Raw genomic sequence first — 25,258 nt, 5'->3', positions numbered from 1 at the left:
GGCGGCCGCTCACATCCCCTCCACCCGCACCCGGTACTCGACTCGTCCCTCGGCGCCCGACGGCAGGGCGCCGCCGAGACGCCAGGCCACCGCACCGACGCCGCCCTCGGCAGGCGCCTCGCTGGTCGTGCAGCTGGCGATGCCGGCCGGCAGCGGCAGGCGGCACGCCGCGCTGCCGCCGACGTAGACGGTATAGGCCGGGGTGGCGTCGCGGATCTCCACATCGCTGACGCTGTCGGCGCCGGCATTGCGATAGGTCAGCGTATAGGTCAGCACGTCCCCGGCCATCGCCGTGCCCCGGTCGACCGCCTTGAGCAGGACCAGCGCCTCGCGCTCGCTGGCCGTGACCAGGTCCTGCACGCTGCGTGCGCTGCTGCGCAGGGGCTGGTCCGCCGCGTCGGCATAACTCATCTCGGCACGCAAGGCGGCCCGCCACTGGGCGTTGATCGGCGCTCCCGAGGGCACCAGCACGCGCAGCAGCAGGCAGTGGCGCTGCCCCGCGCTCACCGCCAGCGCGGCGCCCAGCACCGCCTCGCCGGCGTCGAGGCTGCCGTTGCAGTTGGCATCGCCGAACAGCCGGGTATCCCAGCCGGGAATGTCCGGATTCGGCAGCGGGTCGGCCACGGCGAATCGCACGCTGCCGCGGCTGGGCGCGGTGAAGGTGTGCGGCAGGTACAGCGTGCTGCCCGGCGCGGAGGAGCGCACCTGGTCCGGCGCCAGAACCGGCTCGCGCACGTCGCCGAAGTCCACGCCCTGGTAGCTGCCGCCCGCCGGGGTGAAGCGCAGACGGTCGTCGAACGGCGAGGGATTGTCCGGTGCCGCGATGTTGCCGGCGCTTTCGCTGATGGAGAGAAAGCCGGCCGGGGTGTCGGCGACCACTTCGAGATCGCCGCCAGTCGCCGGCAGGATGAAGCGGTAGGAGCCATCCGCCGCGGTCCGGGTCTCGGCGAGCTGCGTGGCCCCGGCATCGAGCAGGCGCACGCCGACGCCGGCCAGGCCGCTCTCGGCGCCATCCGGGATGCCGTTGTGGGCGATGCCGCCTCCCGCGCCGTTGTCCTCGAACACCCGCCCCTCGAGCAGGCTGCCGCCGCGCCGCAGGCCGAAGTCCTGCCCGCTCGCAGCGCCGGCCACGACCAGGTCGAGACGGCCGGAGACCGGGGTGACGAACTGGAAGCCGGCCGGGCTGGCCACGCTCGCCGACAGCTCGGCATCGGTCACCAGCAGCCGGTAGGGGCCGACCGGAACCCCGGCGAAGGCATAGGTGCCGGCCCCCGCGTTCACCTGCAGCGACTCGACGACCTCCCCGGTATCGCGGACCAGGCTGACCCACAGTGGCGCGCCGGCCGCCCAGTCCTCGCCGCCGTCGCGCACCCCGTTGCCCTGCAGGTCCTCGTAGACCTGGCCGGAAATCGCATGGCCCGGCTCGGTGGCGATCACCACCGTGGAAGTGTTGTTGGCCAGCGCCGGGTCGGCGGCATCGGCCGCCCGCGACACCGTGGCGGTGTTGGACAGCGTCGCCCCGGCCGCCGCGGACAGCGTGCCGCGGATGCGGAACACCGCCCGGGCGCCGGCACGCAGGCTGACCAGCGCGTCCAGGTTGCCCGTGCCGCTGGCCGTGGCGCATGCCGATACCTGATCCGCCGGCAGCAGCCCCGGCTCGACGATCTCGCAGCTCCAGCGCAGCCCCGACAGGGTGGCGGCGAAACTGTCCTGCACCCGCGCATCGCGGGCGAAGGTGTCGCTGCTCAGGTTGTCCACGGTGAGGGTGTAGGCCACCGCACCGCCGCGCCCCACCGGGGCGAAATCGGCGGTCTTGACGATGCGCAGGTCGGCGGTGCGCACGGTCACCTCGGAGGAGAACGCCGGCTGGTCGGAAGGCACGTAGGTCCAGGCGTCCAGCCCCTTGTCGTTGCCCCAGTTGCTGCCGTAGCTCATCGCCGGCGAGCCGGTGCTGGATAGTCCCTCGAGATTGTCCAGCGGCGCCGGCTGGCCGGTACCGGGGACCAGCGAGTGGTCCCAGTACAGCAGGTCGTCCGGCCACTGGGCGGCGGACGGCCCGTTCAGGCGGCGCACGGTGAGGCGCTGGCTGCGCTCGACGTCGAAGAACGGGAAGTGGATCTCGCCACCGAACAGGGTGGCGGTGAAGTTGTAGGACAGCGTGCCGCTGGTGTAGATCGGGTTGCCGTCGCCGTCGAGGCCGTCCCACACCAGGCTGCCCTCGCCGGGCGAGGCGACGCCGGTCAGCACCCGGTCGACGTTGACGCCGTTGGCGCTCAGCGGAATGACGATACGCACCGACAGGGTCTCGCTGGACGCGTTGGTGTAGTAGAAGGTGCCGCCGCCGCCGGCCACCCCGGCCGCCTGGCCGGAGGTGCCGTCCTTGCCGACGAAGCGCACGTCCTCGACCTGCGGCGGCAGGATCGGCACCGACAGGCGCAGCCAGTCGTCGCCGCCTGCCCAGTAGCTGGCCTCAGCCGGCAGGTCGCTCGCCGGCGAATTGAAGAAGATCTTGTGGGTGACGTTGATCCCCGAGTCGGGCTGGTGCGGGCGGTGGAAGCTGTAGCCGCTCTGCAGGGTGCCGCCCGGGGAACTCACCGACTTGAACACCGGATTGCCGGTCGACGACGACAGGAAACCGCGGTTGTTGGCGAAGAAGATGTAGCCGAAGGGGTCGACCACCTGCTGCTGGCTGAACAGGTAGCCCTCGTTGCTCAGCACGTAGACGTTCAGGTAGAGGTAGTTGCTGTTGTTGGCGCCGGAGTTCATCGGCAGGTAGTCGGCCCAGACCCGCCCACTCAGCGGCGTGTTGCCGCTGAACACCGTCACATCCCAGGCGGCGATCAGGGCCTTGTCGGTAACCTGCGTCCAGTTGGTATTGGCCAGGAGCGTGGCAGGGTCGCCCGAGGTCGCCACCGGCCCGAGGAACTCCACCCGCCAGATGCCAGTTTCAGTGGCAGTCACTAGGCACGGAGTGAAACCGGCGGGCTTGCTGCCCACCGGGTAGTTCGGCCCGGCCAGCTCCTGGGCCCTGCCGGCAATACGCCCCGGATCGGTAGAGCCCCGCGGACAATTATCGACGTCGCCGCTCGGCGTGGTGTAGCGGATACCACCGGTGCTGCCCAGGCCGTGGGCGCTCGAGCCGAGGGCGATCACCTCGCCGGCCTGGGCATACACCTCGATGGAGTTCCTGCGCGGAATGCCGGCATAGCTGAGCGCAGTCGTCCCTCCGGAGTTGTACTCCAGCCAGGCGCGCAGCCCCGGGGCCCCGCTCGGGTAGAGGTTGCGACTGCCCTCGGCCCAGGCCAGCGTCCCCACGGCCAGCAGCAGCAGGCCCAGCAGCATCCGGTTCATCGCTCACTCCAGCCAGCGCAGGTTGTTTTCGTCGAACTTGAAGCGCAGGCGCAGATAGGGCCCCTGCTGCGTGTAGTCGACATCCTCGAAATCCCGGTCGTGGTAACCGGCGAAGTTGTAGCCGCCCGACACCCACAGGTTCTTCGCCAGCAGGTAGCCGACCTCGGCGCCGTAGCCGTACTGGGTGCTGCCCGGATCGAACAGACGGCTGACGTTGAAGCCCAGGTCCCAGCGCTCGGAGAGGTCGTACAGCACTCGCCCGGACAGCAGGTGGCCGGTGAAGCGGTTGTCGACGTCGCCATTGTCGTCGTTCACCTGCTTGAAGGCATAGCGGCCGGACAGGACCCACTGGCGGTGCGGCTGGTAGTTGACGTGGCTGGACAGCACGTGGGCGTGGCGGCGCTCGTCCTCCTGCTCGTCGCGGTCGTAGCGCGACTCGTAGCGCCCCAGCCAGTTCCAGCGGTTGACCTCGGTCTGCCGCCAGGCCAGACCGAGACGCAGGCGGTTGCGCAGCAGGTCCCCCGAGTCGTCGGTCAGCCGCTCGACCAGCGACACGGTGTTCTTGCCGAGGAAGCTCCAGTCGCTCGACAGCCGGCGCACATAGCTGACCGTGTGCAGCAGGCTGTTCTCGGTGTCGCTCTCGCGCCATTCCAGGCGGGTGCCGCCCTTCCACAGCGGGTTGGCCGTGTAGTGCAGGCCGAGGGCGATGGCACTGTTCTCCTGGGACAGGCCGTCGAGCGGGTGCACCCGCTCGAACTGGGTGGTCAGGCGCAAGCCCGGCTGCAGCGCCCAGCCGTTGCGCAGGCCCATGGCCGCCTGGGCCGAGGGGCCGTCGATGGCGTCGCGCACCCGGTATTCGCTGAACACGTTGCCGTCCTCGCGGTAGTCGTGGTCGAGGCCGAACACCGTGGTGTTCTGCTGCTCGCTCAGCTCGGACAGGCCGAAGGCGCCGCTCAGGCTGGAGATCAGTTCATGGCGGGCATACAGGCGGCCGCGCTGGCTAATCTGGTAGTCGCCGCCGATGCCGAACATGCGGTTGGCGGAGGCGGACAGGTCCTGCTCGTACTCGCTGTAGACGTTGGCGCGCGGCAGGAAGTCGGGATTCCAGCCGAGCTTGCCGTAGGCCGAGGTGACGTCCCGCGCACCGGTGGCCAGGCTCTCGCCGAGAGGCGCGGCCTCGTCCTCGCGGGTGTAGCGCAGGCCGGTGGCCAGGGTGACGCGCGGCGTCAGCGCATACTCGGTGCCGCCGTAGAGGCCCTGGCGACGCCCGCCGGTGTCGAGGCTCTCGGTGTGCAGCGCCTCGGCGTTCAGGCGCAGTTGCTCGGTCACCCGCACCGCCGCGTTGACGCCCAGCTCGCGGCGCCCGGAGCTCAGCGCCGCGTTGGGGTTGTTGAAGGTCTCGTCGCTCTGCGCGGCGAACACCCGCCCCTCGACGTCGCGACCGGTGCGCAGCCATTCGGCGCGCCAGGCGTTGCCGGCGCTCCCCAGGTCCTCCTCGGAGCGGGCGGCCTCCAGGGTCAGGCTGTGGTCCTCGGCCAGGGTCACGGTGGCGTTGAGGCCGAACAGCGAGTAGCCCTCCACCGGATCGTCGTTGCGCACCACCGAACCGCCGACCTCGAGGAACTCGGTGAGCCGGTAGCGGCCATCGGCGCCGTAGACCCAGAACGTCTCGCCGCCGCTGTCCACCTCCCAGGTGATGCGGATGAACACCGGGTTGAGGTTGGCGTCGACGCTGGCCACCGGCCGGCTGAACATGATCGAGCCGGCCAGCTCGTCGACGGTGTAGTCGACGAAGCGGGTCAGCGTGCGGCTTTCCAGGACCACCGAGGGCTGGTTGCGGTCGCGCACGAGGATCTCGATCTGCTCGCTGTTGCGCAGGAAGCCCGAGCCGGGCAGGCGGTAGGGCCCGGAGATGCCCTGGGCACGGAACTCGTTGACCTGCTGGCGGCTGCTGTCATGGCTGGCGAACAGGTTGACCACCACGCGGTCGGTCTCGATGTGCTGCTGCACGCCGGTGAGACTGCGGCTGTAGTTAGCCAGCTGGCGGGCCGGCTGCGGATCGGCGGCGGTGTTGAAGTCGCCGTACAGCAGGTAGGAACGGCCCTTGTCGATGCGCACGTACAGCGGGCTGGTCGACTGCGCGTCGAAGCCCTTGACCGAGCTGTCACCGTAGACCGGATAGAAGCTCTCCGGCTCGATATCGCGGAACAGGCGGTCGCGGGTGTCCTTGTCGGAGTCGTAGGCCAGGGTCAGCAGGTAGTCGCCCTTGACCTTGCCCTTGAGGAACATCGAGCCGCGCGCGCCCACGCGGCTGTCGCCACCGCCCCCGCTGAGGCGGCGGATGTCCTGCTCGAAGGTGTCCTCGGGGCTGACCGCGGCCATGGCATCGGCCGACAGGCGATTGATGCCGACCGCCCCCTCGATCACCCCGGTGGCGACCAGCGGCCGCAGGTAGGGAGTGAAGGCCAGCCGCTCCTCGGCCTCGAGCACCCCGCTGCTGACGCGGACCCGGGCGCTGCCGGGATCGGCCGGCGGAATCAGGTCGAACAGCGCCTCGCCGCCCTGCACCAGGGTCTGCACGCCCGCCTGCAGCGGATCGAGGTCCTCCGCGTCCCAGCGCCCGGCGCTGCTCTCCAGGGTGATCAGGGTGCGCGCGGTCACCGGCACGTCGTCGGCATCGCGCAGGCGCACCATCACCGGGGTCGGCGTCTGGCCGTCGGCGACCCCGCCCGACGGCGGCAGCACCAGCAGGAGCTTGCCGGCGCGACCCGGCGCGATCAGGGTGATCTCGGTGGACTCGCGCAGGTTGCCGAAGGCGTCCAGCGCCTCGGCGCGCAGCCGGTTGCTGCCCGGCTTCAGCTTGACGCCGATGTACTCCCAGGCCAGCAGCTGGCGACTGGGCATGCGCGCCCGCTGGCCGACCCGGCTGCTCGGCACTTCCTCGCCGTTGACCAGCAGGCGGAAGAAGGCGCCATCGCGGCCGACGAGGCGCACCGACAGGTCGGTGCCCGGCAGGGTGTCGCCGTCCGTCAGGTCCAGGAAGCCGAAGCGGTTGTCGCTGCGCTTGAGCAGCAGGCTCTCCAGGCTGACGCTGAGCGAGCGGCTGACCGGCGCCTCGCTCAGGCGTGCCGGGCGCGCGCGCTCCGCCCCGTAGGCCGCCAGCGGCGTCTCGGCGACTATCCGGCCACCGGCATCGAGCACGCCGCTGGCCGGGCGCGCGCGCAGGTCGTAGTTCGGCGCCGCCTCGGTGCGCAGGTGCGCGGTCAGCGCTTCCTCCTCGCTGCGCACCGGCGGCGTCTCGCCGACGCTGCGCCGCCGTTCGATCTCCTCGCGGAGCGGCGCCGCGCAGGAGTCCGTGGCGAAGTCGGCGCGGTGCAGCTCGCCGTTTCGCAGGTCGACGAAGCGGCTCTGCGCATCGCCGGCCTGCCGGTTGGCGATGGTCTCCATCTCGGCGCCCGCCGGCAGGGTGATGGGGTCGAGCTTGAGGCTGTGGGTCCGCGGCGACACGCCGTAGAAGCTGTACTTGCCCTCGCTGTCGGTGATCACGAAGCTGCCGTCGTCGAGGTACAGGCGCACGCCGGGGATCCCCGGCTCGCCGGGATCCTGCACCCGGTTGCGGTCGCAGTCGGCGTACACCTTGCCGAGGATGAAGGCGTCGTCGGCGAACACGCCCTTCTCGATCTGCACGGCAAAGCGCGCCAGGTTGGAGGAAACGTCGCCGCTGTGCGCCTGGGCCTGGTTGATGCCGTCGCCGGCGGTGGCGCCGCTGCCGACGCGGACCGTGTAGTCCAGCTGCAGGCTCCTGCCGCTGGCCAGGCTGCCGACCCGGAACACCAGGCGGCGCCCCGGCAGGCGCGCCGGATCGACCGTCAGCTCGCGGTCCTGGCGGGTACTGCCGGGCAGATAGGTGAAGCCCGCCGGCAGGCGATCCTCGATGATCAGGTCGTCCAGCACCCGGCCGGTGTTGTTGCTCAGGCGCAGGGTGTAGCGCAGCGTCTCGCCGATCTCGACGCTGTTGCGTGCCCCCTGCTTCTGCAGGGCCAGGCCGGACAGCGTGCCGGGGTCGAGGGGAACGTCGAGGAGCACCGCGGCATCGACGCGGAAGCGCCCGCCGAACGAGCCGTCGCCGATGCGCCGGCCCGCCGGCTGCTGCGCCGCCGGCACCTGCGAGGGGAAGCGGTAGCCGTTGGGCGGGGTGACTTCCAGCCGGTAGTCGCCGGCCGCCACCAGGGGGAACTCGTAGCGGCCGTCGGGGCCGGTCACCACGCTGCTCGGCGCCGGCTGGGCATTGAAGTCGAACACCGTGGCCGGCCGCTCGCCGGCCGCGCCGATCTCGATCAGGCGCACCGTGGCCCCGGCCAGCGGCGCGCCGCTCTGCGAGTCGAACACCACGCCGGCCGGGTCGATCAGCACGGCCGCCACCAGCGTCTGCCCGGCGCAGCTCAGGGTGGCGGTCACCGTGTCGCTGGAGGCGACCTGCACGGTGCCGTCGCTGCTGACCTGGCGATTCTGCGGCCAGGGCGCGGTCGGTACGCTGGTCAGCACGAAGATGCCGGTATTGGGGCCGGTCTCGGTGATCGTCAGGGTTTCCAGGTCGCCGGACAGCGCCGTGCTGAGGTTCAGCGGCCAGCTCTCGATGCTGGCGGCGCCGAGGTTGCAGGCGGCAACCTCGGCGCGCAGGTTGAGCGGCAGGCCGCTGCTGCTCAGGGTGACCTTGTCGACCAGGCGCGGGTCGCGGTAATCCAGGACGCCGGGCAGGACCGGCAGGCTGACCCGGGCCGGGTTCGACTCGACGCGCTGCTCCTGCGCGCCGACCAGGCCTTCCACCGTCGCCGTGTTGACGACGGTCCCGCTGGCCGCGGCGCCCAGGCGCAGGTCGAACTCCAGTTCGGCCTGGCTCAGCGCCGCCGGAGCGGGGAAGCCGAAGGCGATGGCGTCGATGCGCCCGCGCTCGGCCGGCGCCTGGCTCTGGTACTCGTCGCGCGGCATGCCGGCCAGGTGGTACAGCGCCTGGGCGCCGCCGCCGGCCACGAAGGCCACGAACTCGGTGTTGGTCGGCAGCGGATCGCGGATCAGCAGCAGCTCCTGCAGGGCGCCATCCACCAGCACCGGCTTCGGCCGCCAGCCGTCGCCGCTGTTCAGCGCCAGGCGATAACGCAGCGTCGCGCCGGGGATCGCGGTCTGCGGGGTGACTTCCTTGTCCAGGCGCGGGGCGACCGTGGAGTCGATGGTGACGCTGTCGTCGACCTGGGCCGAAGCCCCGGCCGCGCCATGCGCCGACAGCTGCAGGAGCGCCTGGCGACCGTAGGCGAGCGCGGCGGGCACGCGGGCGGTGAGGAGCAGGTAGAGGCGCTGGCCCGCGGCCAGCGTCAGGCTGCTGCCCGGCGGCAGCGACGGCTCGCCGGCGTCGGCCAGGCCATTGCCGTTGAGGTCCTGGGTCAGTGCCAGCTCGTTGAGGTCGAAACCGTCGCCACTGCGGTTGGCGAACTGCAGGGTCAGCGTCGTGGCGACGTTGCCCGTGTTGATCAGGGTGTGGGCGAGCGCGACGCTCGCACCGGCAGAACTCCGTACCGCCAGGTCGGGCAGCAGGGCGATGCTCTCCACCGCCGCCACCTCGGTCTCCACGGTGTTGGAGCGCAGGCGCACCAGGCTGCCGTCCGTCTGCCGGTATTCGGCCTGCGCCTGGTTGCTGATCAGGCTGCCCGCCGACGGGGTGGTGCCGGCCCAGGCAGCGACGGCCAGACCGAGCAGCAGCAGGCCGCACAGGATCCCGCGCAGGATGCGGAGGGTGCCATGGGCGAGCGCGACTGCGGGCATGTCGGCGGAAGTCAGCATGGAGGGGCGCGGAAACTCGTGGACGGGATTGCCGGAGTCGGCACCGGGGAAGCCCCCGGCGCCAGATTGTTCGCAAGGGCCGGGCCCGGCGGGCAGCGCCCGCCGGCCCCGGCACCGGGGGCTTACTGGTCGATCTTCACGCGGAAGGTCAGGACCGCGGAGCTGCCGGAAGCCACGCTGGCGAAGTTCGCCACCACCTGGCCGCTGGCGCCGTTGGCCGGAGCACTGTTGACGTTGCCGGCCGGCACGGTGACGGCGCTGTTGCCGACGTAGCTGGTGAAGGTCGGCGTGGTGTCGGAGATGCTCGCCGCGCTGATCGGCTGGGTGCCGAGGTTGCGCAGGGTGACCTCGTAGATCAGGCAGGCACCCGGCCTGGCGTCCAGGCGGCCGGTGGCGGTGAAGCTGCCGTCGGCGGTGCCGTCGCAGGTCGCATCCAGCGCCTGGCGCTTGATGACCTGCACGTCGCCGGACACCACGATGGAGGTGTCGGTGGCCTGGTTGTTGGTGGCGTCCGCGTCGCCGACGGCGGAAACACCGACCGAGGTGGTGTTGGCCGCGCCGTTGTTGGCGCCGGACGGCGCGAACACCTGGATCAGCAGCGGTACCTGGGCTCCGGGCGCCAGGGTGGCGCCCAGCGCCGGATTGGCCGCCAGGATGTCGTCGACGTTGTCGACGCGCACGTCGCCGGCACCGATGGCGCCGTTGCCGTCCAGGTCGTACCAGATCAGCGAACTCCACAGCGCAGCGGAATCGCTGTTGCTCAGGGACGCAGCGCTGACGCCGACGTTGCCGTTGTTGTTCAGGGTGTGGGAGTAGACCACCTGGCCGCCGGCGAACACCTGCGAGGTGTTGTTCGGCGTCACCGACAGGTCGACCACCTGGTCGACGGTCACCGCGTCGTGCTTGACGTCCAGCGCGCCGCTGGTCGGCGACAGCGCACGGAAGAACAGGCTGGTGGTGCCCGGCGTCGCGCCGGCCGGCACGGCCACCTCGGCGGTGATCCGCAGGCTGGCGCCGGCAGCGATGGTGCCGGTGTTGCTGATCACCGCGCCGGTGGCCGCGTTGCGGAAGGTCACGCTCCAGCCGGCCGGCAGGCTCAGCGCGGCGAAGGTGTTGTTGGTGCTGGCCGCCAGGTTGTAGCTGTCGAGCACCGCGCTGTTGTTGTTGACGAACAGGGTGAAGGCCGTGGTCTGGCCCGGCTTCACCGAGTTGGTGGTCACCGCCGCAGCTTCACCGGTCGGCTGCACGCCGGCACCCGGGGCGCCGGCGCCGGCGCTGTCGTTGGTCAGGTCGACCGAGTTGGCGGTGATGGCCAGCAGGCGGTCGGTCACGCTGTCCTTCACGCTCGGGTTGACCTGCGAGGTGGCGGTCTTGGTCACGTCGAACGGACCGCTGCCGGCAGCGCTGTTGGGCAGGATCACGCGCAGGTGCACGTGGAAGCTCGCCCCCGGCGCCAGCGGGCCGCTGTCCGGGATGCCGTTGCCGTTGCTGTCGGTCAGCGGAGTGCCGTCGGCGCCGCGCAGCTGGAAGCTGGTGCCGGCCGGGAAACTGACGTTGCTGTAGGTGATGTCGAAGGTATCGACGCCGTTGCCCTGGTTGACCACGACGTTGTCGAAGGTCAGGGTCGACCCCTGCGGCACGGCGGCGCTGCTGACCACGTCGTTCTGGTTGCCGTCGGAATCGCTGCTCGAGGACTCGTCGGAAAGCTTGACGGCGGCGCTCTGGGTCACGGTGAAGTTGGAGATGTTGGTCTCGTCGCTGACGGTGGTGGCGCCGTTGCCGTATGCGACCGTGGCCTTGTTCGGCACCAGGCCCGGGGCGGTGGCCGCCTTGATGCGCGCCTTGAAACGCACCCAGCCGGACTGGCCCGGAGCGACGCTGGCGATCACCGCCGCGACGCTCTGCCCGCTCACCTCGTAGGCGATGCCGGCCGGATCGGCGCTGTTGTCGTCGGTCAGCGCGGTGCCGGTCCCGCTGACGCTCCAGCGACCGGTGCCGGCCACGTACTCGTAGCGGTTGTCCAGCAGGTCGGTGAGGGTCAGGTCGGTGGCGGCACGGGTACCGTTGTTGGTATAGGTCAGGGTGACTTCGACCTCGCTGCCCACCGGACCGGACTGCAGGCTCAGCGCCTTGGTCACCGGCACCACGGCCACGTCGCCGGAAACGGTCACGGTGTCGGTGTTGGTGTCGGTCACGCTGCCGGTGTACTGGCTGGTGGCGGTGAGGGTCAGCTGGCTGGCCTGGGCAGCCAGGGCGCCGGCCGGCACCTGGGCGGCGATCACGACGTTGTAGCTGCCGCCCGCCGGCAGGGTCGGGGTCACGGCGAGCGCATCGAAGTTGTCCGGCACGCCGTCGCCGTCGGCATCGGCATAGACGGTTATGCTGCCGAAGGCGAAGCCGCCGCCGGCCACCTGGGCCGCGACCAGATCGTAGATGTCGTTGCCGTTACCGGTGTTGGTGACGGTGTGCGGCAGGTAGATGGTCGAGCTGGGCGCCGCGACCTTGTTCTGGTCGGACTCGACGTCCACGCCGGCCACCTGCAGGATGTTGGTTTCGACCAGGTTGGAGGTGGTGGTGCGGGCATTGCCGCCCACGTCCACGTAGCTGGCGGTGGCCTGGTTGCCGATGATCGAGCCGGCCGGCGGTGCGGCGGCGAAGGCCTGCGCCGACAGCAGCGCACTCACCGCCAGGGTCAGCACGACGATCAGGGCGAGCCAGATCCTCTTCTGCCACTCCATCGATCGAATGGTGCCGGCATTCCCGCCGACACCTCCTGGTATTGTTTCTGTCATGGAACACTCTCCTTGATTGCAGGCGCAGAACGCCCTTGGCTCTACTGGGCTGGGAAGTCGCGACGAGCGCAGGGATGGACAGCCTGCCGGGCAGGCCGCCGGAAACCGGTCGACGGGGTCGGATGCGTGGAAAGCGCGCGCAGGCCGGCCGCCATGCCCCGGTGCGGGGGCGCGGCCTGGCTATGGGCGGGCGATCGGCGGGCGGTCAGGGCGTGCCGGGCTTCTCCGGCTCGGCGACCTGGACGCGATAGGAATAGGTCTGCGGCTTGCCCTTCTCGAGGGGCTGTCCGGCAGTCCACTGCACGTGGGAGTAGTGTTCGGGCGGCACCACTTCCTCGCCCTTGCCGTCCGCAGCCTTGCGCTTGAGCGGAGCGGCCTGCCAGGTGACGCCACCGTCGTGGCTGAAGCGCAGGCGTGCGCGCACGTCGCTGCGGGCACTGTCCGCCACGTAGCGGGTGCCGGCGGGCACCGGGCCCTTGACCTTCAGCTGGGAGACCGGGGTGCTTTCGCTGTTCTTGTAGGTGAGGCGGTATTCGATGACTTCGCCGGGACGCGCCGACCTGGCTTCCTCGAAGGTCTCGCGTCCATCCTGATCCTCGATGACCCGCAGGGCCTCCATGAAGCTGTCAACCTCGGCCAGGGCGGGAGCAGCCGGTACTACAGCCACCAGCAGGGGCAGCAACATCCTGAACACAGTCATCGAAGCATCCTCGGCGAAACGCGATCCGTCAAAAAATCACGACCATGTGATTCGGCAATGGCTTCCAGCACTCCGTTTCGTCAAAAACATGGCCTGCTCGTCAAGGATAAGGACGACCATTTCACACAACAAGATAAAACATCAGGAAACACCATCCCGAAATCGGGACAGTCCGCGCGCCGGGACACCGGTCCCGGCGGCGACGGGCGCTACAGCGGCTTCTCGAACACCTTCGACTGCCTCTGGAAGTTGTACAGCGAAGCGCGCGCCGGCGGCAGGCGGTCGACGCTGCACGGCTTGAAGCCGCGCTCCTGGAACCAGTGGGCGGTGCGGGTGGTGAGCACGAACAGGGTCTTCAGGCCCTGGGCGCGGGCGCGCTGCTCGATGCGTTCGAGCAGCTGGTCGCCGCGCCCGCCCTGGCGGTATTCGGGGTGCACGGCCAGGCAGGCCAGCTCACCCCAGTCGGAGTCCGGCACCGGATAGAGCGCGGCGCAGGCGATGATCAGGCCGTCGCGCTCGACGATGCTGAACTGGCCGATCTCGCGCTCCAGCACCTCGCGCGAGCGGCGCACCAGGATGCCCTGCTCCTCCAGCGGGCGGATCAGCTCGAGCAGGCCGCCGACGTCGTCGATGCCCGCCTCGCGCAGCTGCTCGAACTGCTCCTGGGCCACTAGGGTGCCGGCGCCGTCGCGGGTGAACAGCTCGTTGAGCAGCGCGCCGTCCTCGGCGTAGCTGACGATGTGGCTGCGCCGCACGCCGCCGCGGCAGGCCTGGGCAGCGGCGTCGAGCAACTCGCCCTGGTAGTCGCTGCCGAGGCGCGCCAGGTGCGGCGGCACCTGCTGCGGGCGCAGCTCGCGGACCAACTGGCCGGCCTCGTCGAGCAGGCCGCGGGCGGCGCCGAACAGGATCAGCTTCTCGGCCTGCAGGTCGATGGCCGCGCTCATCGCCACGTCCTCGCAGGCCAGGTTGAAGATCTCGCCGGTCGGCGAGTAGCCCAGCGACGACAAGAGGACGATGCGCCGCTCGTCGAGCAGGCGCTCGATGCCCTTGCGGTCGATGCGTCGCACCAGGCCGGTGTGCTGGTAGTCGACGCCGTCGACCACGCCGATCGGCCGCGCGGTGACCAGGTTGCCGCCGGCCACGCGCAGGCGCGCGCCCTGCATCGGCGAGGCGGCCATGTCCATCGACAGGCGCGCCTCGATGCCCAGGCGCAGGCCGCCGACCGCTTCGACCACGCATTCCAGGGTAGGCCCGTCGGTGACCCGCAGGCCGTGGTGGTAGCGCGGCGCCAGGCCGCGGGCGGCGAGGCGCGCCTCGATCTGCGGACGCGAGCCGTGGACCAGCACCAGGCGCACGCCGAGGCTGTGCAGCAGCACCAGGTCGTGGACGATGTTGGCGAAGTTGGGGTGCTCGACCCCCTCGCCCGGCAGCATGACCACGAAGGTGCGGTCGCGGTGGGCGTTGATGTAGGGGGTGGCGTGGCGCAGCCAGTTGACGTAGTCGTGCATGAAGAACCTGCCTGTGGGTACTGGGGGTGCCGATGCTCCGGCGCAGGCACCCGGCCCGGACGCTGGGCGTCCCCGGCCATGGAAAAGCGGACGCCGAGCGTCCCGGGCGACGCACCCACGCGGGAGCGTGGGAGCGATCGGATCAAGTTCGCGCCGGCGGCGTCGGTTGGGCGTCGAGGCAATAATGCCCGATCAGCTGGCGCAGCAGCTCGACGGTCGGCGCGATGCGCGCCAGGTCGAGGTACTCGTCCGGCTGGTGGGCGCAGGCGATGTCTCCGGGGCCGAGGACGATGGTCTCGCAACCGAGCTGCTGCAGGTAGGGCGCCTCGGTACCGAAGGCCACCGCCTCGGCCGCCTGGCCGGTGAGGCGCTCGGCCAGGCGCACCAGCTCGCTGTCCGCCGCCTGCTCGAACGGCGGCACGCCAGGGAAGATCGGCCCGTAGTCGATGCGCACGCCGCGCTGCTCGGCCAGCGGCTGCAGCTTGGCGCGGATCGCCGCGCGCAGCTGCTCGGGGTCCATGCCCGGCAGCGGGCGCAGGTCGAACTCCAGGGCACACTGGCCGCAGATGCGGTTGGGATTGTCGCCGCCGTGGATGCAGCCCAGATTGAGGGTCGGCTGCGGCACGTTGAACAGCGGGTTGCTGAACTCCTTCTGCCACTGGCCGCGCAGGGCGAGCAGCTCGCCGATCGCCGCGTGCATGGCCTCCAGCGCACTGCGCCCGAGCGTCGGGTCGGAGGAATGGCCGCTCTGCCCATGGATGTCGATGCGCTCCATCATCACGCCCTTGTGCAGGCGGATCGGCTTGAGGCCGGTCGGCTCGCCGATCACCGCGGCGCGGCCCAGCGGGCGGCCGGCCTCGGCCAGGGCGCGCGCGCCGCTCATCGAGCTTTCCTCGTCGCAGGTGGCGAGGATCAGCAGCGGCTGGCGGAACGGCCGGTCGAGCAGCGGCTTGACCGCCTCGATGATCAGCGGGAAGAAGCCCTTCATGTCGCACACGCCCAGGCCATACCAGCGGTCGTCGGCCTCGCGCAGGGCCAGCGGGTCGCTCCGCCACAGCGCGGCGTCGAAGGGTACGGTGTCGCTGTGCCCGGCCAGCACCAGGCCGCCGGGACCGGAGCCGTAGGTCGCCAGCAGGTTGGCCTTGCCGGGAGCGATGTCCTGGATCTCGCAGGCGAAGCCGAGGTCGGTCAGCCAGCCGGCCAGGCGCTCGATCAGCGGGCGGTTGGGCTGGTCGAGGCTGGGCTGGGTGCAGCTCACCGTCGGCAGGGCGATCAGCTCGGCGAACTGCTGCTTGAGGCTGGGAAGGGGCATGGCGGCACTCCGGAAACAGTGCCTTGCATGATAGGCCGCGCGGGCCGAGGGGGAAACCGCCGCGCCCGCACGGGCAGGCGCGGCGGCCGGATCAGGCGAAGATCGCCTGGAGGATCTCGAAGAACAGGATCGCCAGGATGGCGCCGGCCGGCAGGGTGATGATCCACGACATGAAGATCCGCCCGATCACGCCGAGGTTCAGCGCGCCGATGCCGCGGGCCAGGCCGATGCCCAGCACGGCGCCGACCAGGGTGTGGGTGGTGGACACCGGCAGGCCGATGGCCGAGGCGCCGACCACGGTGGAGGCGGTGGCCAGCTCGGCGGCGAAGCCGCGGCTGGGGGTCAGCTCGGTGATTTCCTTGCCGATGGTGGCGATCACCTTGTAGCCGTAGGTGGCCAGGCCGACCACGATGCCGATCGCACCGAGCAGCAGCACCCAGCCCGGAACCGCCGACTTGGCGGCGATGTCCGCCGCGCCGCCGGACTGGATCACGCCGACGATCCCGGCCAGCGGACCGACCGCGTTGGCCACGTCGTTGGCGCCGTGGGCGAAGGCCATCGAGCAGGCGGTGAACACCATCAGCACGGCGAACACCTTCTCCACGCTGGCATAGTGGAAGCCCTTGTCCGCCTCGCCATCCACCTGGATGCGGCTGAGGATGGCCATGCCGAGCAGCATCACCAGCACGCCGATGCCCAGCGCCAGCAGGATGCCCTGGTTGCCGGACAGGTGCAGGCCGACGTGCTTGAGGCCCTTGGTCACGGTCATCAGCGCGACCATGAAGCCGGTGAGGAACATGTAGACCGGCACGAAGCGCTTGGCGTTGCGGAACGGCTCGTCGGTGTCGATGATCAGTTTCTGCACGCTCATGAACAGGCCGAAGGCGACCAGGCCGGAGAGGAACGGGGTGACCACCCAGCTGGCGACGATCGGGCCGATGGCGCTCCACTGCACCGCGTCCATCGACACGCCGACCGCGGCGAAGCCGATCACCGCACCGATGATCGAGTGGGTGGTGGACACCGGCCAGCCCTTGGCGGTGGCCACCATCAGCCAGGTGCCGGCCGCCAGCAGCGCCGACATCATGCCCAGCACCATCAGGTCGGGGGTGATCACCGTCGCGTCGACGATGCCGTTCTTGATGGTCTCGGTCACCTCGCCGCCGGCCAGGTAGGCGCCGCAGAACTCGAAGACCATGGCGATCAGGATCGCCTGTTTGATGGTCAGCGCGCGGGAGCCGACCGAAGTGCCCATGGCGTTGGCCACGTCGTTGGCGCCGACACCCCAGGCCATGAAGAAACCGAAGGCGCAGGCGAGCACGAGGAGTACGAACCCGTAATCCGTGATGAGAGACATAAATGATTTCTCGTTGAGATATCAGAAAGAACGCTGGCGCCCTTAGCGCGCCAGCAGTTGCTCCAGACGATTGCCGACGCGCTCGGCGCGGTCGGCCACGTCACCGATCCACTCGATGATCTGGTAGAGGAACATCACGTCGACCGGCGGCAGGTCCTTCTCCAGCGTGAACAGGGTGCGGCGCACCTCGATCTGCAGGCGGTCGGTATCCTGCTCGATGACCTCAAGCTCCTCGACCATGTTTTCCACCAGGGTCGCCTCGCGGCCGGCGAAGCCGGTCTCGAGCAGCTCGTCCAGCTCGTTCATCGCCTTCAGCGCCTGGGCGCTGGCGTCGACGGTGCGCTGCACGTAGGCCAGCATCAGCGGCTGCAGCGCCGCCGGGATGGTCATCTGGCGACCCAGCATCAGGCCGGCGATGTCCTTGGCGCGGTTGGCCACTTTGTCCTGTACACTGAGCAGCTCGAGCAGGTCCGAGCGCGGCACCGGCAGGAACAGGCTTTTCGGCAGATGGATGCGCACGCTCTTCTTGAGCTTGTCGGCTTCCTGCTCCAGTCGCGACATCTCCTGCTGAATCTGCTCCACCCGCGGCCAGTCCTCGGCGACGACGGCCTGGAAGAAGGGCAGGAGATTCGCAGCACACTCATGTGCCTTGGCAATGTGCTGCTGCATCGGCCCGATGGGGGAACGCCCGAACAGGCTGACGAAGGGATTGATCGGCATGGGGTAAAACCCTGTTGAAAAGGACCCTGATTATAAATCCGCCGCCATCACCCCCGCCAGCACGCCATCATTTCGCTGTAACAGTTGTCTGATAAGGCAGGACCCCGTCCGTCATGGTCAAAGAAACCGAAATCAAGCTGCGCGCCAGTCGCGCCACCCTCGCCGCCCTGCGCGAGCACCCGCTGCTGAAGAAGCGCAACAAGAGCGGCTGGCAGCACGCCGAGCTGTTCAACCAGTACTTCGACACCCCCGAGCGCGACCTGGCCCGCGCCCGCGTCGCCCTGCGCCTGCGCCGCGACGGCGAGCAGCACATCCAGACCCTGAAGAGCCGCGGCCAGAGCGTCGCCGGGCTGTCCGAGCGCAACGAGTGGGACTGGTACCTGGACAAGGCCAGGCTGGACCTGAAGAAGCTGACCGACGAGTGCTGGCCGGCCGAGCTGGCCGGGCTGGACAAGAAGAGCCTCAAGCCGATCTTCACCACCGACTTCGTCCGCGACCGGGCCGAGATCGCCTGGGGCCGCGGCAAGGCCAAGGTGGTGATCGAGGCTGCGCTGGATCTGGGCAAGGTGATCGCCGGCAAGCAGGAAGAGGAAATCTGCGAGCTGGAGCTGGAGCTGCGCGAGGGCGACCCCGCCGCGCTGCTGGAGCTGGCCGCCGAACTGGCCGCCACCCTGCCGCTGATGCCCTGCGACATCAGCAAGGCCGAGCGCGGCTACCGGCTGTTCGACCCGGCCTGCTACAGCGTCAGCCTGCCGGAGCCGGCGCTCGACGCGGCCATGACGCTGGACGACGCCTTCGCCGCGCTGGCCTGGCAACTGCTGGGCAACAGCCAGCGGCTGGCCGAGCAGTACCGCTTCAACGGCCACTGGAAGCTGCTGGAGCAGTGGCTGCAGCAGCTCATCGACCTGCGCGCCCTGCTCGGCAGCCTCGGCCAGGCCGCGCCGCGCGCCAGCTCGCGCGAGCTGCGCGAAGCGCTGGATGCCCTGCTCGAGGACTGGCGCCCGCACGTGCAGGCCGGCCAGGACGACGACGCCGTGCGCCAGGCCGCTCCCGAGCAGTTCGCCGAGGAACTCGGGCAGACGCGCTGGGGGCTGTTCTCGCTGCAGGCCTCGCGCTGGCTGCTCAGCCGCGCCTGGACCGAGCAGCGCAACGAGCGCGGCCAGCGTGCCGGCGCCGCCGCCTTCGGCCGCTGGCTGGCCCGCCAGCTGGGCGAGGAGATCGCCGCCCTGCCGCTGGAGCGCTACCAGCGCCAGCCCTACGACCTGACCGAACAGTTGCCGCGCCTGGAGCGCATGGCCGCCTGGCTGCGTCCGGCCCGCGGCGTGCTGGACATCCCCGAGGCCGACCGCCTGTACGGCGAGCTGCACAAGCTGGTCGAGCTGGCCAACCGCCCGGCCGACGAGGAAGTGCTGCAGGCGCGCGCCGCGCAGGTGCAGACCCTGTGGATGCTCAGGGGCTGGAAGGCCCTGAAGTAAGGCTCCGACACCCGTAGGGGGCGCCGCGCGCACCACCCACCGTGCGCGGGTGCGCAGGGCGCCCTACGGCAAGGTCGATCACCCGAAACATGATCCACCCCGGCGACAGCCCTGGCGTTTCCCGGCATGCTGGCGCCCTGCTCCAGCTGCCCGCCCGAGGAATCCGATGACCGCCATGACCACGCCCGTCCAGGACCGCTGGCTCGACCTCAACGACCTGCTGCGCGAACTGATCCAGCGGGGGCGCATCGACCAGGCGGAGGCCGAGCAGTGCCTGGCCATCCGCCGCAGCAGCCTCAACACCCAGCAGCACCCGCTGGAGTTCCTCGCCGCCCAGCAGCTCGACGACCGCGCCCGACCGGGACGCAAGCTCGACCTGGAGAGTCTGACCCAGTGGCTGGCCGAGTACGCCGGGCAGCCCTACCTGCGCATCGACCCGCTGAAGATCGACGTCGCCGCGGTCACCCCGCTGATGTCGCACGCCTTCGCCCAGCGCCACCGGATCCTCGCCGTGGCGGTGGACAGCGAGAGCGTGACCATCGCCAGCGCCCAGCCGTTCGTCACCAGCTGGGAGGCCAACCTCACCCACGTGCTCAAGCGCAGCATCCGCCGCGTGGTGGCCAACCCGGCGGACCTGCAGCGCTTCACCCAGGAGTTCTACCGCCTGGCGCGCTCGGTCAGCGGCGCCTCGGCCTCCGAGCAGAAGATCAGCGGGGTCGGCAACTTCGAGCAGCTGCTCAATCTGGGCGCGGCGGACGGCGAGCCGGACGCCAACGACGCGCACATCGTCACCATCGTCGACTGGCTGTTCCAGTACGCCTTCCAGCAGCGCGCCAGCGACATCCACATCGAGCCGCGCCGCGAGCAGGGCACCGTGCGCTTTCGCATCGACGGCGTGCTGCACAACGTCTACCAGTTCCCGCCGCAGGTGATCATGGCCATCGTCAGCCGCCTGAAGAGCCTCGGGCGGATGAACGTGGCGGAGAAGCGCAAGCCGCAGGACGGCCGGGTGAAGACCAAGTCCCCCGACGGCGGCGAGATCGAGCTGCGCCTCTCCACCCTGCCCACCGCCTTCGGCGAGAAGCTGGTGATGCGCATCTTCGACCCCGAGGTGCTGCTCAAGGGCTTCGACAAGCTCGGCTTCTCCGCCGACGACCTGCGCCGCTGGCAGAGCATGACCGCGCAGCCCAACGGCATCATCCTGGTCACCGGGCCGACCGGCTCGGGCAAGACCACCACCCTGTACACCACCCTCAAGCAGCTGGCGACCGAGGAGGTGAACGTCTGCACCATCGAGGACCCGATCGAGATGATCGAGCCGGCGTTCAACCAGATGCAGGTGCAGCACAACATCGAGCTGACCTTCGCCAGCGGCGTGCGCGCGCTGATGCGCCAGGACCCGGACATCATCATGGTCGGCGAGATCCGCGACCTGGAGACCGCCGAGATGGCCATCCAGGCGGCGCTGACCGGCCATCTGGTGCTGTCCACCCTGCACACCAACGACGCGCCCAGCGCGATCAGCCGCCTGCTCGAGCTGGGCGTGCCGCACTACCTGCTCAAGGCCACCATCCTCGGCGTGATGGCCCAGCGCCTGGTGCGCACCCTGTGCCCGCACTGCAAGGCGCCGCACACGCTCGACGACGCCGACTGGCAGGAGCTGACCCGGCCGTGGAGCGCGCCACTGCCGGGCGGCGCCATGCGCGCGGTGGGCTGCAACGAATGCCGCGACACCGGCTACCGCGGCCGCGCCGGGGTCTACGAGATCATGCTGATGAGCGACGGCCTGAGGCAGCAGATCCACGCCGACACCGACCTCGCCGCGCTGCGCCGCCAGGCGTTCAAGGAGGGCATGCGCAGCCTGCGCCTGTCCGGCGCGCAGAAGGTCGCCAGCGGGCAGACCACCGTCGAGGAAGTGCTGCGGGTCACGCCGCAGAGCGATCAGCGGTAGGTCGGGTTAGCCGCAACGCGGCGTAACCCGACGTGCCGGCCGACAGGCCGGCCATCGGACCCGGGTGATGGGGATGCCTGCGGCATCCATGTCGGGTTACGGCCGGAGGCCTGACCCGACCTACGCCTACGCGGAATTACTGCTTGAGCGCGGCGAGGATCACCGCGACGCCGGCCTGGGCGCACTGCTCGTCCTGCGCCGCGGTGGCGCCGGACACGCCGATGGCGCCGACCACCACCCCGTCGACCTTCACCGGCACGCCGCCGCCGAACATGGCCAGGCGCGGACGCTGCAGCAGGCCGTCGCGCACGCTGGGCGGCATGCTGGCCAGGCGCTCTTCCCAGGCGCTGGTGGCCAGGCCGAAGCCGGCGGCGGTCCAGGCCTTGTCATGGGCGATATCGCGGCTCGGCGCCGGCGCGCCGTCCATGTGCGCCAGGTTGAGCAGCTGGCCGCTGGCGTCGACGATCGACAGGCTGACGCGCACGCCCAGGCGGCGCGCCTCGGCGAGCGCGGCGGGCATGGCCAGCAGGGCCAGGTCGAGGGACAGGGACGGTTGGTTGCGCAGCATCGGACACCTCGGATTCGGCTTGTTGTTGTCGGGAGTCGGTATAGCGTCAGGCGCTCTTGCGCCCGTTGGGCGCGCCGGGCTCGATCCTCGCCAGTTCCTGGAGCAGGCGCATCAGGGTCTGGAAGTTCTCCGGGCCGAACTGGCGCTGGATTTCCTTGTACTGGCGGGCCATCTCGCCGCTCATTTCCTCGAACAGCGCGCTGCCCTTGGGGGTCAGGCTGACGCACAGGCGGCGCTGGTCGTTGACCGGCTTCCAGCGGCGCACCAGGCCGTCGCGCTCCAGGCGCACCAGCACGCCGGTCATGCTCGGACGCAGGATGCAGGCCATCTCCGCCAGCTGGTGGCTTTCCAGTTCGCCGTGCGGGTACTGGCTGAGGATGCGGATCACCCGCCACTGCTGTTCGGTGAGGTCATGCTGGTTGAGCAGCGGGCGGAAGAAGCTCATCGCCGCTTCGCGCGCCTGCAGCAGGGCCAGGGTCAGGGACGGATCTTGTTTGGGCATGGCGGCCATGATGTTCCTACAAAAACGACACGACGCCGCTCCATCCGGAGCGGCGCCATGTTTTACCACAGAAGGCGAACGGGCTCTCAGTTACCGATGCCCAGGCACATGTACTTCATCTCGACATAGTCGTCGATGCCGTACTTGGAGCCTTCGCGACCGGTGCCGGACTCCTTGATGCCGCCGAACGGGGCGATCTCGGTGGAGATGATACCCTCGTTGACGCCGACCATGCCGTACTCCAGCGCCTCGCTGACCCGCCAGGCGCGGCCCAGGTCGCGGGTGTAGACGTAGGAGGCCAGGCCGAACTCGGTGTCGTTGGCCATGGCGATGGCTTCGGCTTCGGTCTTGAAGCGGAAGATCGGCGCCAGCGGGCCGAAGGTCTCGTCGCGCGCCACCAGCATCGCCGGGGTCACCTCGCCGAGCACGGTCGGCTCGAAGAAGCTGCCGCCCAGTGCGTGCGGCTTGCCGCCGGCCAGCACCTTGGCGCCCTTGGCAACGGCGTCGGCGATGTGCTCCTCGACCTTGGCCACCGCCTTGGCGTTGATCAGCGGGCCCTGCTCGGCGCCGGCCTCGTGGGCCGGGGCGACCTTGAGCGCGTTGACCGCGGCCACCAGACGCTTGGCGAACTCGTCGTACACGCCGTCCTGCACCAGGATGCGGTTGGTGCACACGCAGGTCTGGCCGCTGTTGCGGTACTTGGAGGCCATGGCGCCGGCCACCGCGGCGTCCAGATCGGCGTCGTCGAAGACGATGAACGGCGCGTTGCCGCCCAGCTCCATGCTGACCTTCTTCATGGTGTCGGCGCACTGCGCCATCAGCATCTTGCCGATGCCGGTGGAGCCGGTGAACGACAGCTTGCGCACGCTCGGGTTGCGGGTCAGCTCGCCGCCGATGGCGCGGGCGTTGCCGGTGACCACGTTGACCACGCCGGCCGGGATGCCGGCACGGCTGGCCAGTTCGGCCAGGGCCAGCGCCGACAGCGGGGTTTCCGAGGCCGGCTTGATGACGATGGTGCAGCCGGCGGCCAGCGCCGGGCCGGCCTTGCGGGTGATCATCGCGTTGGGGAAGTTCCACGGGGTGATCGCGGCGACCACGCCGATCGGCTGCTTGATCACCACCAGGCGGCGGCCCTGCTTGTCGTGGGGGATCACGTCGCCGTAGATGCGCTTGGCTTCCTCGGCGAACCACTCGATGAAGCTGGCGCCGTAGGCGATCTCGCCGCGGCTCTCGGTCAGCGGCTTGCCCTGTTCCCAGCTGAGCAGGCGGGCCAGGTCTTCCTGGTTGGCCATCATCAGCTCGAACCACTTGCGCAGCAGCGCCGAGCGCTCCTTGGCGGTCTTGGCGCGCCAGGCCGGCAGGGCGGCTTCGGCGGCGGCGATGGCGCGCTCGGTTTCCACGGCGCCCACGGAGGCGACGTTGCAGATCGGCGACAGGTCGGCCGGGTTGGTCACCGCGAAGGTGGCGCCGTCGTCGGCGTCGACCCACTCCCCGCCAATGAAGGCCTGGGTGCGCAGCAGGGTGCTATCGGTCAGTTGCATGGCGAATCTCTCGAAAGGAAGTCAGTAGACGCTGCTGCCGGGCGCGGCCGGCGCCGGTGCAGTACCCTTGAAGTTGGCGGCCAGGGCCTTGAGCGAGCGCATCAAGAGGCTGGTGTCGACGCCCACGGCGACGAAGGCGCAGCCCAGCTCCAGGTAGCGGCGTGCCAGCTTCTCGTCGGCGCTGAGGATGCCGGCGGCCTTGCCGGCGGCGCGGATGCGCGCGATGGCACCCTCGATGGCGGCCTGCACCTCCGGATGGCCCGGGTTGCCGCGGTGGCCCATGGCCGCCGACAGGTCGGCCGGACCGATGAACACGCCGTCGACGCCCTCGACCGCGGCGATGGCGTCGAGGTTCTCCAGGCCCTTGAGGCTTTCCACCTGGACCAGCAGGCACATCTGCTCGTCGGCCTCGGCCAGGTAGGTGGCGATGTTGTTCCAGCGCGAGGCGCGCGCCAGGGCGGCGCCGACGCCGCGGATGCCCTTGGGCGGGTAGTGCATGGCGCGCACCAGCTCGGCAGCCTGCTCGGCCGACTCGACCATCGGCACCAGCAGGGTCTGCGCGCCGATGTCGAGCAGCTGCTTGATGACCACCGAATCGCCGATCGGCGGACGGATCACCGCCTGGCTCGGATACGGGGCCACCGCCTGCAGCTGGCCGAGCAGGCCGCGCAGGTCGTTGGGCGCGTGCTCGCCGTCGAGCAGCAGCCAGTCGAAACCGGCGTTGGCCGCCAGCTCCGCGCAGTACGGATCGGCCAGGCCGACCCACAGGCCGATCTGCTGTTCGGCGCTCAGGCGCTGCTTGAAGGTGTTGACGGGCATCTGCATGACGGGTTCCTCAGACGAAGCGGCAGGAGATGGAACCCAGCATGTCATAGTCGACATGGAAGGTGTCGCCGGCCTTGGCCGCCACCGGGCGGGTGAACGAGCCGCCGAGGATGATCTGCCCCGGCTCCAGGCTCACGCCGTAGGGCGCCAGCTTGTTGGCCAGCCAGGCCACGCCCTTGGCCGGGTGGTTGAGCACCGCGGCGGACACGCCGGACTCCTCGATCACGCCGTTGCGGTAGAGGATCGCCGGCACGCGGCGCAGGTCGACGTCGTGCGGACGGATGGCGCGGCCACCGAGGACGATGCCGGCGTTGGCGGCGTTGTCGGAGATGGTGTCGAACACCTTGCGGGTGATGCCGGTCTCCGGATCGACGTTGTGGATGCGCGCGTCGATGATCTCCAGCGCCGGGATCACGTACTCGGTGGCGTCCAGCACGTCGAAGATGGTGCAGTTCGGGCCGCTCAGCGGCTTGCCGAGGATGAACGCCAGCTCGACCTCGACGCGCGGCACGATGAAGCGGCTCATCGGGATGTCGGAGCCTTCCTCGAACTGCATGTCGTCGAGCAGCACGCCGTGGTCCGGCTCGGTGATGTTGGAGGACACCTGCATGGCGCGCGAGGTCAGGCCGATCTTGTGGCCGATCATCTTGCGGCCGCCGGCGATCTTCTTCTCGACCCAGGCGCGCTGGATGGCGTAGGCGTCGGCGATGGTCATGTCCGGGTTCTCCAGGGAGAACTGGCGGATCTGCTCGCCGGTACGCTCGGCGGTGTCGAGGCGCTCGGCAGCTTGCTGGATCAGTTGGGCGTCAAACATGAAGACC

At 70.1% G+C, this 25,258-nt stretch carries 15 protein-coding genes; 2 read left to right on the top strand and 13 right to left on the bottom strand.

All coding sequences use genetic code 11. The features are described from left to right. Positions 1-9: 9 nt before the first annotated feature. The 8 genes from SK095_RS17610 to SK095_RS17575 all read right to left on the bottom strand — a co-directional run bounded on the left by SK095_RS17610 (position 10) and on the right by SK095_RS17575 (position 17,575). On the bottom strand, positions 10-3,351 hold the full coding sequence (locus SK095_RS17610) for a hypothetical protein (RefSeq protein ID WP_320546999.1): 3,342 nt from the start codon (positions 3,349-3,351) through the stop codon (positions 10-12). A gap of 3 nt (positions 3,352-3,354) precedes the next feature. Beyond that, complete coding sequence (locus tag SK095_RS17605; RefSeq protein ID WP_320546998.1) at positions 3,355-9,186, bottom strand: SdrD B-like domain-containing protein; 5,832 nt, start codon at positions 9,184-9,186, stop codon at positions 3,355-3,357. Between the two features lie 122 nt (positions 9,187-9,308). Then, positions 9,309-11,978, bottom strand: coding sequence for a hypothetical protein (locus tag SK095_RS17600; RefSeq protein WP_320546997.1), 2,670 nt, complete (start codon positions 11,976-11,978; stop codon positions 9,309-9,311). Positions 11,979-12,183: 205 nt separating this feature from the next. After that, complete coding sequence (locus tag SK095_RS17595) at positions 12,184-12,678, bottom strand: DUF11 domain-containing protein (RefSeq protein WP_136489809.1); 495 nt, start codon at positions 12,676-12,678, stop codon at positions 12,184-12,186. Between the two features lie 209 nt (positions 12,679-12,887). Further along, the gene (gene argA, locus SK095_RS17590) at positions 12,888-14,186 is read right to left on the bottom strand and encodes an amino-acid N-acetyltransferase (RefSeq protein WP_136489810.1); all 1,299 of its coding nucleotides are present in this window, start codon (positions 14,184-14,186) and stop codon (positions 12,888-12,890) included. 142 nt (positions 14,187-14,328) lie between these two features. Next, a complete protein-coding gene (argE, locus tag SK095_RS17585; protein ID WP_136489811.1) occupies positions 14,329-15,498 on the bottom strand; it encodes an acetylornithine deacetylase in 1,170 nt (389 codons plus the stop codon). Between the two features lie 91 nt (positions 15,499-15,589). Then, the gene (locus SK095_RS17580; RefSeq protein WP_320546996.1) at positions 15,590-16,855 is read right to left on the bottom strand and encodes an inorganic phosphate transporter; all 1,266 of its coding nucleotides are present in this window, start codon (positions 16,853-16,855) and stop codon (positions 15,590-15,592) included. A 42-nt stretch (positions 16,856-16,897) separates the two neighbouring features. After that, on the bottom strand, positions 16,898-17,575 hold the full coding sequence (locus SK095_RS17575; protein WP_320546995.1) for a TIGR00153 family protein: 678 nt from the start codon (positions 17,573-17,575) through the stop codon (positions 16,898-16,900). A gap of 113 nt (positions 17,576-17,688) precedes the next feature. Between SK095_RS17575 and SK095_RS17570 the strand changes: the two genes are divergently transcribed. Both SK095_RS17570 and SK095_RS17565 read left to right on the top strand, forming a co-directional pair. Continuing rightward, a complete protein-coding gene (locus SK095_RS17570; RefSeq protein ID WP_320546994.1) occupies positions 17,689-19,050 on the top strand; it encodes an inorganic triphosphatase in 1,362 nt (453 codons plus the stop codon). A gap of 175 nt (positions 19,051-19,225) precedes the next feature. Further along, the gene (locus SK095_RS17565) at positions 19,226-21,001 is read left to right on the top strand and encodes a GspE/PulE family protein (RefSeq protein ID WP_414153856.1); all 1,776 of its coding nucleotides are present in this window, start codon (positions 19,226-19,228) and stop codon (positions 20,999-21,001) included. Positions 21,002-21,137: 136 nt separating this feature from the next. Here the strand turns inward: SK095_RS17565 and SK095_RS17560 are convergent, their stop codons facing one another. The 5 genes from SK095_RS17560 to hpaH all read right to left on the bottom strand — a co-directional run bounded on the left by SK095_RS17560 (position 21,138) and on the right by hpaH (position 25,251). Beyond that, complete coding sequence (locus SK095_RS17560) at positions 21,138-21,569, bottom strand: GlcG/HbpS family heme-binding protein (RefSeq protein ID WP_136489817.1); 432 nt, start codon at positions 21,567-21,569, stop codon at positions 21,138-21,140. Positions 21,570-21,615: 46 nt separating this feature from the next. Then, positions 21,616-22,071 (bottom strand): homoprotocatechuate degradation operon regulator HpaR, encoded by a 456-nt coding sequence (gene hpaR / locus SK095_RS17555; RefSeq protein WP_136489818.1) that lies wholly within the window; start codon positions 22,069-22,071, stop codon positions 21,616-21,618. A gap of 86 nt (positions 22,072-22,157) precedes the next feature. Then, positions 22,158-23,612, bottom strand: a complete 1,455-nt coding sequence (gene gabD / locus SK095_RS17550; protein ID WP_136489819.1) for an NADP-dependent succinate-semialdehyde dehydrogenase — start codon at positions 23,610-23,612, stop codon at positions 22,158-22,160. Between the two features lie 21 nt (positions 23,613-23,633). Then, a complete protein-coding gene (gene hpaI / locus SK095_RS17545) occupies positions 23,634-24,437 on the bottom strand; it encodes a 4-hydroxy-2-oxoheptanedioate aldolase (RefSeq protein ID WP_136489820.1) in 804 nt (267 codons plus the stop codon). Between the two features lie 10 nt (positions 24,438-24,447). After that, on the bottom strand, positions 24,448-25,251 hold the full coding sequence (gene hpaH / locus SK095_RS17540) for a 2-oxo-hept-4-ene-1,7-dioate hydratase (RefSeq protein ID WP_090349862.1): 804 nt from the start codon (positions 25,249-25,251) through the stop codon (positions 24,448-24,450). Positions 25,252-25,258: the final 7 nt, after the last annotated feature.

Origin of the sequence: Pseudomonas sp. AN-1, assembly GCF_034057115.1 — a bacterium.
Lineage (GTDB): Bacteria > Pseudomonadota > Gammaproteobacteria > Pseudomonadales > Pseudomonadaceae > Geopseudomonas.
This window is presented reverse-complemented; position numbering and strand designations above follow the sequence as displayed.

What these genes read in the sequence shown, in the direction of transcription:
- SK095_RS17570 (WP_320546994.1), top strand. Translation starts at nt 17,689, where the DNA reads ATGGTCAAAGAAACCGAAATCAAGCTGCGCGCCAGTCGCGCCACCCTC.
- argA (WP_136489810.1), bottom strand. Translation starts at nt 14,186, where the DNA reads ATGCACGACTACGTCAACTGGCTGCGCCACGCCACCCCCTACATCAAC.
- hpaR (WP_136489818.1), bottom strand. Translation starts at nt 22,071, where the DNA reads ATGCCCAAACAAGATCCGTCCCTGACCCTGGCCCTGCTGCAGGCGCGC.
- SK095_RS17595 (WP_136489809.1), bottom strand. Translation starts at nt 12,678, where the DNA reads ATGACTGTGTTCAGGATGTTGCTGCCCCTGCTGGTGGCTGTAGTACCG.
- SK095_RS17580 (WP_320546996.1), bottom strand. Translation starts at nt 16,855, where the DNA reads ATGTCTCTCATCACGGATTACGGGTTCGTACTCCTCGTGCTCGCCTGC.
- gabD (WP_136489819.1), bottom strand. Translation starts at nt 23,612, where the DNA reads ATGCAACTGACCGATAGCACCCTGCTGCGCACCCAGGCCTTCATTGGC.
- SK095_RS17610 (WP_320546999.1), bottom strand. Translation starts at nt 3,351, where the DNA reads ATGAACCGGATGCTGCTGGGCCTGCTGCTGCTGGCCGTGGGGACGCTG.
- SK095_RS17575 (WP_320546995.1), bottom strand. Translation starts at nt 17,575, where the DNA reads ATGCCGATCAATCCCTTCGTCAGCCTGTTCGGGCGTTCCCCCATCGGG.
- SK095_RS17600 (WP_320546997.1), bottom strand. Translation starts at nt 11,978, where the DNA reads ATGACAGAAACAATACCAGGAGGTGTCGGCGGGAATGCCGGCACCATT.
- SK095_RS17565 (WP_414153856.1), top strand. Translation starts at nt 19,226, where the DNA reads ATGACCACGCCCGTCCAGGACCGCTGGCTCGACCTCAACGACCTGCTG.
- hpaI (WP_136489820.1), bottom strand. Translation starts at nt 24,437, where the DNA reads ATGCAGATGCCCGTCAACACCTTCAAGCAGCGCCTGAGCGCCGAACAG.
- argE (WP_136489811.1), bottom strand. Translation starts at nt 15,498, where the DNA reads ATGCCCCTTCCCAGCCTCAAGCAGCAGTTCGCCGAGCTGATCGCCCTG.
- hpaH (WP_090349862.1), bottom strand. Translation starts at nt 25,251, where the DNA reads ATGTTTGACGCCCAACTGATCCAGCAAGCTGCCGAGCGCCTCGACACC.
- SK095_RS17560 (WP_136489817.1), bottom strand. Translation starts at nt 21,569, where the DNA reads ATGCTGCGCAACCAACCGTCCCTGTCCCTCGACCTGGCCCTGCTGGCC.
- SK095_RS17605 (WP_320546998.1), bottom strand. Translation starts at nt 9,186, where the DNA reads ATGCTGACTTCCGCCGACATGCCCGCAGTCGCGCTCGCCCATGGCACC.